Source organism: Prevotella sp. C561 (genome assembly GCF_000224595.1).
Lineage (GTDB): Bacteria > Bacteroidota > Bacteroidia > Bacteroidales > Bacteroidaceae > Prevotella > Prevotella jejuni.
On the sequence record NZ_JH114141.1, the window covers coordinates 208710 to 223752 of the forward strand.

At 40.0% G+C, this 15043-nt stretch carries 6 protein-coding genes and 1 pseudogene; all 7 read right to left on the reverse strand.

Translation table 11 applies throughout. The annotated features are described in order from the left end of the window. Nucleotides 1-14 precede the first annotated feature (14 nt). Nucleotides 15-1402 (reverse strand): annotated as a pseudogene (locus HMPREF0666_RS03705) (DUF4960 domain-containing protein). Between the two features lie 3 nt (nt 1403-1405). Beyond that, the gene (locus HMPREF0666_RS03710; protein WP_042855954.1) at nt 1406-3139 is read right to left on the reverse strand and encodes a RagB/SusD family nutrient uptake outer membrane protein; all 1734 of its coding nucleotides are present in this window, start codon (nt 3137-3139) and stop codon (nt 1406-1408) included. Nucleotides 3140-3162: 23 nt separating this feature from the next. Continuing rightward, nucleotides 3163-6264: a TonB-dependent receptor gene (locus HMPREF0666_RS03715; protein WP_009010983.1), complete on the reverse strand. Its 3102-nt coding sequence runs from the start codon at nt 6262-6264 to the stop codon at nt 3163-3165. A gap of 274 nt (nt 6265-6538) precedes the next feature. Then, entirely contained in the window at nt 6539-9175 is a 2637-nt protein-coding gene (locus HMPREF0666_RS03720) for a substrate-binding domain-containing protein (protein ID WP_009010984.1), read from the reverse strand. 625 nt (nt 9176-9800) lie between these two features. Then, complete coding sequence (locus tag HMPREF0666_RS03725) at nt 9801-11705, reverse strand: GH32 C-terminal domain-containing protein (RefSeq protein ID WP_009010986.1); 1905 nt, start codon at nt 11703-11705, stop codon at nt 9801-9803. Between the two features lie 622 nt (nt 11706-12327). Beyond that, nucleotides 12328-14745, reverse strand: a complete 2418-nt coding sequence (locus HMPREF0666_RS03735) for a hypothetical protein (RefSeq protein ID WP_009010987.1) — start codon at nt 14743-14745, stop codon at nt 12328-12330. Between the two features lie 35 nt (nt 14746-14780). Beyond that, complete coding sequence (locus tag HMPREF0666_RS17620; protein WP_009010988.1) at nt 14781-14954, reverse strand: hypothetical protein; 174 nt, start codon at nt 14952-14954, stop codon at nt 14781-14783. Nucleotides 14955-15043: the final 89 nt, after the last annotated feature.

The following is a 15043-nucleotide window of genomic DNA, read 5'->3' on the forward strand; positions in this document are numbered from 1 at the left end:
CAATTATACTTTATTTAATGATTCATTAGATAGTTGAATGCGTTCTGTGTCATCTTGGCAATGTTATTGTGGTAAAAGGCTGGGACATCATCTACACTGTACCAGTCATAACATCCAGAGCCAATACAGAGAATCTTGCCCTTTGTTCCAGTTGCAGGGAATTCCCATGCAACGACAGCACCATCACCACCATAAGCCAAATCTTGTGCTCCAGTCTCTGTACGCCATTTATTTAAGTTATCATATCCACCCCAATCAGTACCAATATGCCATTGAGCAGTTGAATTGGTGATACGGTAATTTGCATCACAAGTATAAATAGCGTTAGGCTCACCACTCTTCATTATAAGATTTTGGAAAAGAGGATGACTCGTATGCCCTTGAATAAAGAAGTTCCAAGGACCACTTACTTTCTCAGCATCAGCTTCGTTCTGCCCCCAACAATTATTTGGAGCAGCATTGTTTGCTACTGCGCCAATCTCAGCTGGCATGTTTGTTGCATATCGAGTGAAGAGGAAAGAACCACCATTATTATAATAGTCTCTTAAGGCAACTGCTGCATTGACAGCCTCAGGCGCACTTCTTTCGAAAGCTTCTTTTCCATCTACTCCTCCATCCTTATGATAATGCCACCATATCACTTTACACTCGCTAAGATCTACTGTGCCATTTTTAATATCAGTAAATGATGCATATAATGAATTTGGAATATTCTGAAGCATCCACTTACAAGCAGTTAATTCCTCTGAATTGAGTTCATTCATCGAAGCAGGCAAACTAACAAAGACTGCAGTAGGCTTACCAATAGCTGTTACTTTTACTGTATAGATTGCAGAAGCTGTATTATTAGTGACAGTGAATGTAACAGGATTAGAGAAGTCCGTTGCAATACCATTAGATGGACTAACCGTTGCATTTGTGCTCAAACCTATTGTAGGGATTAGAGAATGGAGGTCAAGTGTATTTGGCACATAGACAGAAATAGTCTTATTCGCTTCATCAATAACACCATTATATGTTCCATTAATCTTAAAAGAAGTGATTTTTGCCTCATCTCTCAACACATTGATAGTCCAATCAAGGAAGACGTCACCATTCTTAACACTGAGCACCTGAGCCGTAAGCATATTAAGTTTGTCACCCTCTTTGATATTACTGATGCACCAGCACCTACCTTAAGTGTGCTAACAGTCATGTTTGTGACATCGTAAGTCTCAGGGACACGCACAGTGATTGTACGTGAAGCCTGATCTACGACACCTTTATAATTATCCAATACGATAGAATCGACTGAACATAATCCGTTTAATTGCAGACCAGAAATATTATTCTCGTCGCTGCAGCTACCTAATGCAAAGAAAGCAATAAGTGCAATGAATATTGTTGTTATATTTGTTTTCATACTTTACCACTGACCAATATTTTGTTTATAATGTCCGTTTGAAGCTGCTATTTGTGCATATGGAATAGGCAAGTACTCATTCTTATTTTTAGTGAAGTGAGCACTACTATAGATAGAACAGTCATTAGCTTCTTCTGCATAATACTTGTTGAGTACGCGTTCTGCCTCTCCCCATCTTACAAGGTCAAAGAATCTTTCAGATTCCATACCCATCTCTATACGACGCTCCATTTTAACAATATCAAGCGCCTCTACCTGACTGTAGGTTCCAGTATATGGCATAACATTCATTCTCACACCATAATCACTCTGATAATTGCTGATAGCACCTGTGCTTTGTTTAGCACGATTACGGATTTGATTGATGATATTGATTGCCTCGTTAATACGTCCATCATTTAACTGTACCAAAGCCTCAGCACGTTCAAGTAGGACATCTGCATAACGGAAGACAATACGATTCTCTGATGTACCCCACCATGCCCCTTTCTTCAGATAAGGACTTTCTGGGTCTACATTCTGCTTTAAAGTTACATAATAGCCATACAATCCATTACTTCTACTCCATGTAGCAGTCCTATCCATCATGAACTTAGAGTTAAATTCATAAGGCAAACCAGGAATACCAATGGTAAGGAATAGACGTGGGTCTGCATAATCTGTTGCTTTATTATAGTCTTGATTGTTAAATGTACCGATATATGGATGTCCATTAGCATCTGTACGATAAGCATTAACAAGGTTTTGACTTGGCTTATAGAAATCACATCCTCCATCTGTTACACCAGGAATATTTGGAACAATTAGTCCATAACTCCAGTTGAGATTACCATTCTTAGTTCCATCATTGATAGAATATTGCATTGCCCAAAGACTTTCCTTTCCATTCTCGAACTGTGGTTCTGGCCTAAAGTTATTATGGAAATCACTCTCTAAGCCATAGCCTCCAGCAGCATAAATAGATGGATCACTAAACTGAACAGCTTTCAAAAGATCGTCTTTTGATATACTTGTAACTTCATTCGTGTTCTCATTATCTTGATGATAAGCCTTATACATATATACCTTCGTAAGGAAAGCTGCAGCTGATGCTTTTGTTGGTCGTCCCTTGTCTGCTTGATGAACAGGAAGGTTATTGTAAGATTCCATCAAGTCATCAATAATAACTTGCCAACCTTGATCATTCGTATATTCACGATTAGAAAGCATGTTATATTGCTCTGACTTAAGATTAGGGTCTACAACAAAAGGTATATTCTTATACAAACGCTTTAACAAAAAGTGTCCATATGCACGCAAGAACTTCATCTCAGCCAAACGTTCTTCCTTTCGAGGGTAGACAGTACTATTGACTTGTTCAAGAAGAGCTATTGCCGTGTTGGCACGTGATATACAATTGTATAATCTTTGCCACATATCGCTAATATTCCAGTTTGTGGTCAAGACTCCTTGTTCTATTTCAAGTTGATGGAACACATCTCCATCACTTGTTCCGTTACCGCCTTTATAGGCATCATCACTGCGGACATCATAATTCCACATTGAAAACGAAGAATTGATATCTTCTGCTGAAATAAATATGGCATAAGCTGATGTTACGAGTTCATCAACATGATTAGCCTCCTTTACTTGCTCATCACTTAGTGTTGCCTGTGGAGTATGTTCATCCAAGAAGTCTGAACAACTTGTCATACTAAGGGTAGCGAGCACAAGTGCTGAATATATTATTTTTTTCATATTATATAGTCAGATGATAATTGTTAGAATGTAACGTTTATACCGAATGTGATATTGAGTGGAATTGGGTAACCATAGTTTGGATTCTCTGGATCAACACCAGTAAAACTCTTACTATGTATAGTTAATAAATTCTGCGCACTGAGGTAGAAACGTAAACGCTGCATTGCAAGCCGGTTCGTCATACTCTTTGGCAGATTATATCCTAACTGAATAGTACGTAGTTTTAAGTATGAGCCATTCTCTACCCAATAAGTAGAAACACGCTTCTCATTATTATTATCAGAGAGTGAGAGCGCAGGAATATTACTATTTGGGTTGGTACTACTCCATGCATCTAACAAGCGTTGACCCTTATTTAGGAAACCAATATTCAAACCAGCCCAAATATCTGTCTGCTTCTTTAAATCAGAGATAATATCTACACCTTGTACACCTTGCCAGAACATTGTGAAATCAAAGTTTTTGTATTCAAGATACACATTAAGACCATAAGAAAAGTCTGGTGTTGGATTATAAATCCAGTCTTGGTCTGCTTCTGTAATGACATTATTGCCATCCAAGTCTTTCCAACGCATACGTCCAAGTTTTGCACCATCCTGTCTCGCATGATTATCTATTTCATCTTGGCTCTTAAAGATGCCATCAGCAACATAGCCAACTTGTGCACCCATAGGATGACCAATAACACTCTTCACACCATTACCACCAAAGGTTCCATTGGCAGCAACTGTTGCTGGCAAAGCTGTTATCTTATTACGATAAGTACTAAAGTTACCTGCTATGTCATAATGAAAACCACCATTGGTTGACTTGCGATAACCCAAGTTGAGTTCTACGCCACGATTCTCCATAGCACCAGCATTGATCCACTGTGTACTTCCTTCTCCCATAGCTGCGATACCAGCCATCTGTACGAGAATATCCTTAGTCTTTTTATAATACCAGTCAAAACTTCCATAGAGTGAAGATTTGAGCATAGAGAAGTCCAGACCAAGATTAGTCTGATAGGTCGTTTCCCATTTGATGTCATTATTACCGAGTTGGTCACGTTTAAATCCACTTGGCAATTGACGACCACCATTAGTACCTGCTATATCATATGATGTACCATAACTCTGACCACCATTTTCATTTACTCCATAGTTACTAACATATATGGTGTAACGCGCGATGTTAGAAATCTCTTGATTACCAGTTGCTCCCCACGATGCTCTAAGTTTTAAATCATTCAACCATTGTGCACTCTTTAAGAACTTCTCTTGATTAATGCGCCATCCCAAAGAAACAGAAGGGAATGTTGCATAACGATTATTCTTACCAAATCGTGATGAGCCATCATAACGAAGGGTGAATGAAGCTAAATACTTGTCAGCATAATTATAATTCAATTTTCCGAAATAAGAAACCAAAGAGTATCCACTTCCTCCACCATAGGCTTGTGCAGTACCAGTACCAGCATTAGGCCACATGTAGGTAGGATTAAGAATCAGGAAGTCTTCTTTATAACCTGAGAAGTAGTTGTCATCTTCACGGTTCAACTCAATACCTGCCATTGCGTCTACACGATGTAAACCAGCTTGCAAATTATAAGTTGCAACAGCATTCCACATCCACTTTGTCCAATGTTCTTGTTTTGCCTCAACTGCATTCTTAGAATTGGCAACCGTTCCTTCTGTTATAGGGTAAGTAAAGAATCTCTGCTGCTTCTGAGCATAATCCAATCCAAAGGTTGAGCGCAAATTAAATCCCTTAAAAAGGTGAAGATTTATGTATGCATCACCAAAAGTACGCCAATAAACATAACGATTATCACTGTTACGATACAGACGTGCAACAGGGTTCTCACGATCAGGATAACCACCGACTGGACCCGCATAAGTTCCGTTCTCTGTGTAAACAGGGAGTGAAGGATTAAACTGAAGAACATTTTCAAGGAAGCCGCCAGGTGCTTGAACCTCTGACGTACGACTTAACGTAAAATGCTCTCCAACGGTTAAAACATCTTTTATCAACTTATATTCAGTATTCATACGAGCTGAATAACGATCAAAGTCAGATGTCTTAATGATACCTAAGTTCTTATAATAACCTAATGAGAAATAAGACGAATGACGATCTGAACCGCTACTTACCGCTACATTATAGTTCTGAACAACACCTGTACGTGTCGTTTTATCAAACCAGTCTGTATCAGCAGCAGGTGTTGTTCCTGCACCATCAAGATACTTACGCATGCTAATGCCATTCAACACAGGATTTCCTTGTACGTCGTAACTCCAGTCGTAACGATACCCTAAACCATTAGTATTTGGATCCATACCATCGTTAACATAAGCTTGCCACATTACCTGTCCATACTGTTTCGCATTAAGAACTTTCATCTTATGGGCATACATTGACGCCGCAATAGAAGCATCAATATCTACGTTTACTCTTCCCTCCTTACCTTTCTTTGTAGTAATAATGATAACACCATTAGCTGCACGGCTACCATAGATAGAAGCAGAAGAAGCATCTTTCAAAACTTGGATACTTTCTATATCACTACCATTTAACTCATGCATACCAGCCTTAGTCGGTACACCATCTATAATATAAAGAGGATCGTTATTATTCAGAGTTCCAATACCACGAATACGTACCGTAGCAGATCCTGAAGGTGAACCATCTGCAGAGATATTCATACCAGGAACCCTACCTTGTAGCGCCTTCATTGGATTGTTCTCATTCTGCTTTGCTAATTCATCTACGCTTACAACCGAAACAGCTCCTGTAAGATCTGCTTTGCGTTGGGTTGTATAACCCGTAACAACGACTTCGTTTAGTTCACTCGCATTTGTCTGTAGCTGTACCTTTATTCCGACACCAGCCTTTACTTCTACACTTTTATAGCCTACATAGGAGACTACAAGTGTAGCACTTTGTGGAGCCTTAAAGGTGAAATTACCATCAATATCGGTGACAGTACCATTTGATGTACCTTTCTGTACCACCGATGCACCAATAACAGGTTCCCCCTGTTCGTCAATCACTTTACCGCTAACATCTGCTGTTTGTGCCATAACTCCAGCACAATACATCAGAAGTAACAGACTCATGATTACTCGCAATACTTGTTTCATGACTTTCTGATAGTTAGTAATACTAAATAATATTCTTTTGGTTTTATGGCGCAAAGATAAGAAATGGTGATATCCTTTTCCAATAATAATCGTTCTCCGAATGTAATAAATGTTACATAAAAAAGATATTAATAATAAATGAACGATTTGTCTATTCTCACAAATCTGACAAATCGTTCATTTTCTTAAGTGTTCAACACCTCACCTTACAGGAGATTTACACACCCACAAGTGCCTATATCACTTATTTTAAACAGTTTTCATAATCCTATTATCACTTCTTGGGATTCTCCCCAAACTCGTCTTTATAGCACTTTGAGAAATAACTGGGCGTAGAGAAGCCAACAGCATAAGCCACTTCTGACACCGTACGCTCAGTCGTTTGAAGGAGATGACGAGCACGAGTGAGACGAGCTTTACGTACAATTTCTACAGGAGAATATCCCGTAAGAGCCTTTACTTTCCGATAAAGTTGTACACGAGAAAGTCCGATTTCATCGCCAATCTGCTCTACACTTAAGTCACTATTTGCAAGGTTTTCTTGTATTATCTTTCGCAATTGCTTGAGGAAAGATTTATCAATTTCATTCGAAATATTACCGATTTCATCGTCCTCAACGCCTTTTGACCATGTTTGATTCAACTTTTTCCTACTTTCTATGAGATTATCAATACGTGAAAGGAGTAGACGAAGTGAGAATGGTTTGGACAAATAAGCATCTGCACCATGCTCATACCCCTCAGCGCGTTGCTCATCAAGACTACGTGCTGTCAGTAAAATGACAGGTATATGACTGATAGCTTTATCCGTTTTCAGCTGTTGACAAAACGCTAATCCGTCCATCACAGGCATCATAATGTCCGACAACACTATATCTGGAACTATTTTCCGTGCAAGTTCCAAACCGACTTTTCCATCAGCGGCTTCACTCACATTATACTTTTCGGATAGTACCGACCTTAAATAAGTGCGAATATCGATATTATCATCAATGATTAACACCTCTGGTTTATCTGTTTGATAAGGCTGTATAAGTTCATCTATATGACGAGCTTGATTCGGAACTTCTTCTGCGGATGATGGCTCAACCAATTGTTCTATTTTCTCTGTAGGCTGGTTAGTTACCTCTCCTTTCTGTCTAATAGGAATATGAATAGTAAAGGTACTTCCTTTTCCCTCTATACTTGTAGCACTGACTTCTCCGTGATGCAATTCTGTGAAAGCTTTCACAATAGCCAACCCAATACCCGTACCACGTCCTGCATTCTTTGCTTGATAGAAACGATCGAAAATATAAGGAAGCTCATCACTTGAAATACCACAACCATTATCTGCCACACTAATCATAACACGTCCATTCTCTTCTTTAGCTGTCAAAGTGATTTCTCCACCTTCAGACGTATATTTTAAGGCATTACTAAGAAGATTATAACAGATTCGCTCTATCTTATCTTGATCTGCTCTGAGCATGATTGTATCAGGGGCATCCATACTAATGGCAATATGCTTCTTTTGTGCAGAGACACTGAAAAGCTTAATCCATTGTTTCATACTTTCCGCAAGATTAAAGTCGGAGAGGCGTAGTTCCATCTTACCATTCTGCACCTTACGGAAGTCAAGAATCTCACTGACCAATTGTGTCAGTACAAGCACATTACGTTGTACTATCTGAAGCATACTTCGTTGTTGTGAATTAAGGTTATCATCATGGATGATATAGTTCACTGGATCAGCTATCAACGTAAGTGGTGTACGCAATTCATGACTTATATTTGTAAAAAACTGAAGTTTTGCTTTGTTGGCTTCTTCTTCTATTCTTCGCTTCATAAGGATAGTTCGATAGATATAAACCATAATACCTATCAGCAAGAGAAGGATTATGCTAAAAAGTACAATATACATCTTTTGATGATTATATTGCACCAAATAAGTATCCACCTTCCCATGAAGTGCATTGAGACGGGCGGTCTGCTTGTTCATCTCTTCATTTTGCATAAGTAAAACATTAGCGTTTGCCTTTGTTACCAATGCACCTTTTAGATAGTTGTCACGCTTATAAGGCTTCTTCTCAAGGATATTCAACGCGAGTTGCATAACCGAATCGCCTCGGGTAGGATAGATATAAGAAGCTTCTAAATTACCATCACGAACATTCTCCATACCTCCTCCTGGTACAGGAAGAGCATCTATTCCAACTATTTTTATTCCCTTAATCTTATGCTTCTTTATAGATTGCAAAGCACCTAAAGCCATGCGGTCATTTTGTGCAAAGACATATTGGAAAGACTCCTTAGACTGTACAAGTATACTATCCATAGCCGTGACACCACTTTCTTTTATCCAGTCTCCATACCCACGAGCTACGACCTTTACATTAGGGTAACTCTTCAGCGCATCCATAAAACCTCTGTTTCGTTCGATTGCAGGAGACGATGCTTGTAATCCACAAATCTCTGCTATATTCCCTTTACCCTCTAACTGCTGACCGATGAAATAGCCTATTTCGTGTCCAGCCTCATAGTTATCAGCCCCTATAAAGGCTGTATACTTTCTTGAATCGGTCTTACGGTCGAAGAGGATAACAGGGATTCCTGCATCGTATGCTTTATCGATGACCGATGAAATCGTATGAATTTGATTGGGAGAAACAATAAGAAGGTTGACCCCTTCCTTTATAAACTGTTCAATCTGTTGTTTCTGTAACCTGTCATTATCATTAGCTGAAGCAAATTTCAGTGTTACATTATCATGCTGATAGGTACTCATCACAAGTTCGTTGTTGAGCTTATCGCGCCAAATATCTTCAGAGCACTGAGATACTCCTATAACATATTTTTTTACGTTGTTATCCGAACAGGCTGAAAACACCAATGTAAGAAAAACGACATATAGCCATTGCTTCATCTGCATAATTATCAAGTAGATTATATATAATCCCAAAAACAATTGAGATAATACAGGTTTACCGCAACAAAGTTACATTCTTTCTTCTGTATTTGCAAGTATAGAAGTAAGTAATTCTGTATCTACTAAGCAAGCGTTGACTATCTTTTCAACCTTTCCGTTCTTGTCCGTTCTTAATAAAAAATAGGGTCTTCAGAATTTTGGAGTGATAATAATCCGCCTAAGCTTAGGTCTTTGGCGAGATGTCACACAGAGAAATGGAGAGTACGGAGGATTATCAAAGCAAGCACTGGTAGGCACGGAGGCACCGTCGGTGCATAGAGCGACGGAGATAGTTTGCCAATTCTGTTAGCAATTTATATACAAAGCGTTCATACCAAAAGGGTTATCAGAAATCTGTATGCTGCACCTCCGTCGCTCTTTGTGCCATCGGCACCTCCGTGACATTGCCTTTATCTCCATCCTCTCCGTAGCTCTGTGTGCCTTATTATATGAGAGTTTTAGTTTATCACTCCATATTTCGGAAGAACCAAAAAACATATATCCACAGCCTTTACTTTAATCTCAAATCGATAATTAGAGCAAAATATGCTTTGATTCTAACTACCGATTAGAGTTAAAAGACTATCTATTAACGATTCAATATTCCTAACTCGCACAGTTTTATGTTTTTAAAGGAGGCTCTATTGCCATCAGAATAGAACTTAATAGAGGTGTATGGTTCGGTTGGAAAGACAAGGTTGGTCATTGAGATACGACCGCTATCGACGAAGATTTCGATAGAACACTTGTCAACAAAGATGTTCAAGTGGTAGGTGTCAGAGTTGCAAAGGCTCAATGGTGCCCATGTACCGAGTGCAAAGTCGTTCTGATAATTAATGGAGTTCAGCTTGCGCAATGGTCCAGAAGCCTTCTGTTCCTCACGGTCGTCATAGTCGGTTTCGATTTTATGAGGTTCTGACTTCTCACCAAATTGAACCTTTCCACTCTCCGTACGGTCCATGACAAGTCGGCCAGACTTCCTATCTAAGTAGATATCTACCCGCTCTCCTCTATCGTTGTAAAGGACTATTCCTGCCTTCATCGCCTTGTTTAGCGTTACATCCATCTCTATTTCAAAGGCATTCTCCTTACTTGTTGACACGTTCTTTGCGTCCCGCTCGTTAGCAACCAATAGGTCAGGCAGACGCTTATAGTTCTTTCTCAGTGCTGCAACCTCTGGTGCAACGTTTGCAGACATATAGACTTGTCCGTCCTTACCTGTGAAGAGCTTGAATTCACGAGGGAGCGTATTTGCACCACGATATTGACGGATAGGCGTAACGTTAGCATACTGCCAGTTGCTCATCCATGCTATTCCCAACACACGGTCTTTAACGCCTGAGAAGGTAACAGTGGCATAATGGTCCTTACCATAGTCGAGGAACTTAGCTACAGAAGGGTCGCTATCGCAGGTGAAGTTCGTCCCATCGAAATCGCCAACAAAGTATTCTGTAGCGCTACCACCAAAGAGACAGCCCGGATTAATGTTCACTATCATCACCCATTTGGTCTTATTAGGATTGCCATCAACAGCGAGTTGGAAGAAATCAGGGCATTCAAACTGGTTTGGCTGTGCACCATATCCTTTGCCAAAAGCACTGACGTAGGTCCAATCCTTGAGGTTTGGCGATGAGTAGAAACGCATCTCTTTGTCGGCAGAGACTATCATATACCATCTCTTCAGCGGTTCATACCAGAAGACCTTTGGGTCGCGGAAGTCTTTCACACCATCGAAAGGCTTCAAAACAGGGTTCTTCTCATATTTACGGAAGGTGTAACCGCCATCGGTGCTATAAGCCATACACTGCGTCTGAGCATTCTCCTTGCTGTCAGAAGTGTACAGAGAGATGATAGCATTCCTACCATAACCTGCCGTACCATCCCTATCTATGACCGTACTACCAGAGAAGATATGTCCCATAGGGTCGCGATTGAGCGTCGGCTCAACCTCCTTCCAGCGAATAAGGTCACGACTGATAGCATGCCCCCAGTGCATGTTTCCCCACATGGAGCCGTAGGGGTTGTATTGATAACATAGATGATAGACCCCATCTTTATAGAACATACCGACCGGATCGTTCATCCATCCGTAAGAAGGAGTGTGATGATAAGAAGGACGATAGAAATCGGTATTGGTCACATCCCACACGTTTGAGAGCCTTAACTGTCCTTGTTTGAAGGTTAGCGCATCCGCTTTTAGATTTAAGATCTTGACTATTGAGGTCTTACCCTTATTGAGTTTGAATGGTACATAATAGTCGGTTTTACCTTGTGCCAGCCTTACATCCATCCACGTATCGGTCTTCTTGCCATAATCAAGTATCACCTGCGCCTCATCTTTCCCTTCTTCAATCGGAAGGAGAAGATACTTTGGCGACTTTTCTATCTTCACAATCGTTGTGTCACCATCACGTGTGATGTTCATTGTCTGTGCCGTAGCCGATACAGAAAGAGCTGTCAAGGCTGCATAAAGGAAAAGATTTCTTTTGTTCATTGCTATTTTTAGTTATGGTGTTCCCATTAGGCTATTGCACTATGGGCTACGCCTGACGTATCTAATTAGGTGAAAGACGAACAGACATCGCTCTCTCCTTCGTTATCACTGCTGCCCGTGAGCAATAATGAGGAAGAATGACATGTAAGCAATGCCGCATCTGCATAACCCTCAAAGGGTTGGAGTTACTGCAGCAAAGATACATTCTTTCTTTTGTATCTGCAAGGAATAAACAAGTTATTATGCGTATAAAATATGACTACAGACGGTCATGAAACGTCTTTATCTTCATCTTTTCCTTAGACTAACACTTCTCATCGCATTGTAGAAAACAGCAATAAACCATTTCTTTTCACGTAAAGAATTATTTTTTTCATGAAGATAAATATTTCTTTTCATGATAAAAAATATTTTTTTCATGAAAATAATTCGATACCAATAGCCTCTGTATTCTTTTATAGTCCGCTCATCAATCCCCATGAAAGTTAACTTCTTGCTGCAAGAAAAGCCTCCACAACATAGCATAAAACCCACATAAAAAAATATCTGTGATATCCTTTCGGACATCACAGATACTTGATAATATAGATGAATCTAATGATTTTTCTTATTAGGCAGCGTATTAATCAGCGTATGGAGTTGTCTTCCATAAGCGAACAGGAGCGCTCATGATGAAATTCACCTTATACCTTGTGTCACCCATAGCACCACCATCTGTTCTATCACCATTCACAGGAACGTTTACATAAAGATAGTGTTGGAAGAAGCCACAAGTCTCGTTTCCGCCCTGTGAACCTATGAAAGCAACAGCCTGTTTGGGTCGAACAGTATTCAATCCGAGCATTGCTCCCATGCCATTAGAGTTCTGTGGAGTATATCTTCCATTGTCTGTTGTATTGTCAGGGGTCCAATATTGTGTTCCCTTTCCTAATGTTGATGAATCGTAATACCAGAAAGTTTGGTTACCAGCAGAGGCAGAACTGTTCACTCCAGCGTATGGGAATATACGCTTAGTATCGGCAGGATAGGTGGTGCCATTGCTTGGGTCAGCCCAAAAGTCTTCCGTATCGATATCATCCATATCCAGTACAAAGCGTGGACCAAGGTAACGTTGGGTGAGTACAGCTGCCCCATTCACATCTTCATAACGTATGGTATAGCGATAGTTATTATTGTCTATCCATGTTGGATTGCCGTCAAGTCCTGCGCTAACTCGTGTTGGAGAAGCTGTTACATGCCCCATATAAACCTGGCCTTCTCCGCTATTGGTAATATAATCGGGCTTTTTAGACATACCAATCATATAGGCAATAAGTTTGCCGTTGCTATCTTTCACACCCTTAGAATAGGAATGGAACACGAGTTTAGTGGTGCTCCAACCCGGTAATTTGGCAGGAGAAACAACGCCAACAGCAAACTTATAGCTTGCACCAGCATTGCGGAAGCCAGCAAAACCAAAGTATTGTGCAATGATACTACGCCAGTATTCGTTGCCAGCAAACATATATCCAGACGGTATAGAAGCCAGTTTGTCGGTTATCTTTTCTGTGTTTGCAACATATTCTTGGTAAGTATAGCGTTTTGTATTAGCCACATTATAATCGTTATCAACTGACAATTCGGCATCCGTACCAAAGTTATCGTGTTTTGCAATGTAGCTTAATGGAGGGAATTTGTATACCACACTACCCCTTGCCGGATAGTTAGCACCCGATGTATAAGGTTTTAACGAACCGTAAGCAGGTATCATATTGATGGAAGAAGGCACATTTTTAGTAGCCGAACTGGTCTCTGTAGGCACAGCCATCAGTAGGAACTGCGTTTTAGCAACATGGTTTACGGTGTAATTAGTGCTTGTTGCAGATTCCGTATTATCATTATACAGCTTCACAGCTTGTGTCTGTGGGGCCATCCAAACATATATATAACTTGGTGCTTCACTATTATTTGGCACATTATCGAAGTTGTTTCCCGTTGCATCTTTTAGGAATGTATGATCGATATAAGTAAGAGCTGTATTGAATTTCTTGCTTATATCGTTGTCAGCCTTTGCGTCATTAGCTTTCTCCTCTGCATAGTTTGCAATATATACACCCTTAATAGAGAAGTGCTTTTTGGCTATAAGTCCGTCAGAGCCAATCATTGCGTTATCTGTCAATGGACGTTGATAGAACTTGAAAGCCTTGAAAGCGGTTTTGAAAGAGGGCGATGTAGCCGATGCAATAGTAGCATCCTTTGTATCTGTCAAGTCGGTCGTTGGAACCTCATCAAATACCTTTAAATCAAACTGACCACAAAGGATATTACTTGTTATAATACGCACACCATTGTACTTAAAACCAAACCCGGTCTTATTAGTTACCTTTAAGCGAACAATTGTTCCGAACTGCTTAAAACGAACAGGGTCTTTTGCTTTAATAGTTTTATTGGCTTGATTGGTTTCTAACTCACGCCAGCTGAACACGTATGGTATGTTTGCTCCCCACTTAACTTTGTTTCCAGCAACACTGCGAGCCACATGTCCTTCAATAAAACCATTGAATTTAACTTGATTAGCACCTGGGAGTGGCTCTCCACCCAGTATTCCGCATACGAACCACTTACCCTTACTAAGGTCGGTTCCTGCTTTCATCTCGAATGTTTCGCTTGGCTCGAGCGTAAGTTCACCACCTTGTTTATAAGTCCAATTCGTTATAACCTTCGTTACAGGTTGCGTAGTGTCTGTACTCTTAAAGACAAGGAGTACTGGTACTTTATCACCATTTGCAAGCTCAGTACCCTCATTAGTACCCTTATTATATATACCTATTGGAGTTGGAAAACCTGTATTGTCGTCAGTTTCATAACCTATAGCGTTGTTACCGCCCGCACGACTTGTAGGCGCAGCTTGGTTGCCCTGCATATTACCTTCCATAGACATAGAGACAGTAATACCAGGCTTACCATCATTGCTGTTAACATTCTCTGTGACATCTTGATCAACACAACTTGTAAAAAGCAATGCGCAGACAGCGATGCATGAATAAATTAAATGTTTCATATATGAATGTATTCTTTTCTATTATTTACTATCATTTAAGGATCTTGAAAATCAATGCCACCAGTGTTATCCTCAGGGTCTGGCTCGTCATTACCAGGGTCAAGACTCCCATGGATACCACTACGAGCATGGAACCCGCACTCCATAAACTCTTCAGTGTAAAGACTCAATACGTCTGTATTAGGCTTTACATAATCTTTCCTCTTCATAAATTGTAATATAAAGTTTTTTTAATAAGTTCGTTGGTTAATTCTTTCTAACCCATTCCTACGGGCAGGGAGCCGCCTTTTGAATACCT

Bases quoted from the DNA above. Each gene is read 5' to 3' on its own strand.
- HMPREF0666_RS03720 (WP_009010984.1), bottom strand. From the start codon at position 9,175: ATGCAGATGAAGCAATGGCTATATGTCGTTTTTCTTACATTGGTGTTT.
- HMPREF0666_RS03710 (WP_042855954.1), bottom strand. From the start codon at position 3,139: ATGAAAAAAATAATATATTCAGCACTTGTGCTCGCTACCCTTAGTATG.
- HMPREF0666_RS03735 (WP_009010987.1), bottom strand. From the start codon at position 14,745: ATGAAACATTTAATTTATTCATGCATCGCTGTCTGCGCATTGCTTTTT.
- HMPREF0666_RS03715 (WP_009010983.1), bottom strand. From the start codon at position 6,264: ATGAAACAAGTATTGCGAGTAATCATGAGTCTGTTACTTCTGATGTAT.
- HMPREF0666_RS17620 (WP_009010988.1), bottom strand. From the start codon at position 14,954: ATGAAGAGGAAAGATTATGTAAAGCCTAATACAGACGTATTGAGTCTT.
- HMPREF0666_RS03725 (WP_009010986.1), bottom strand. From the start codon at position 11,705: ATGAACAAAAGAAATCTTTTCCTTTATGCAGCCTTGACAGCTCTTTCT.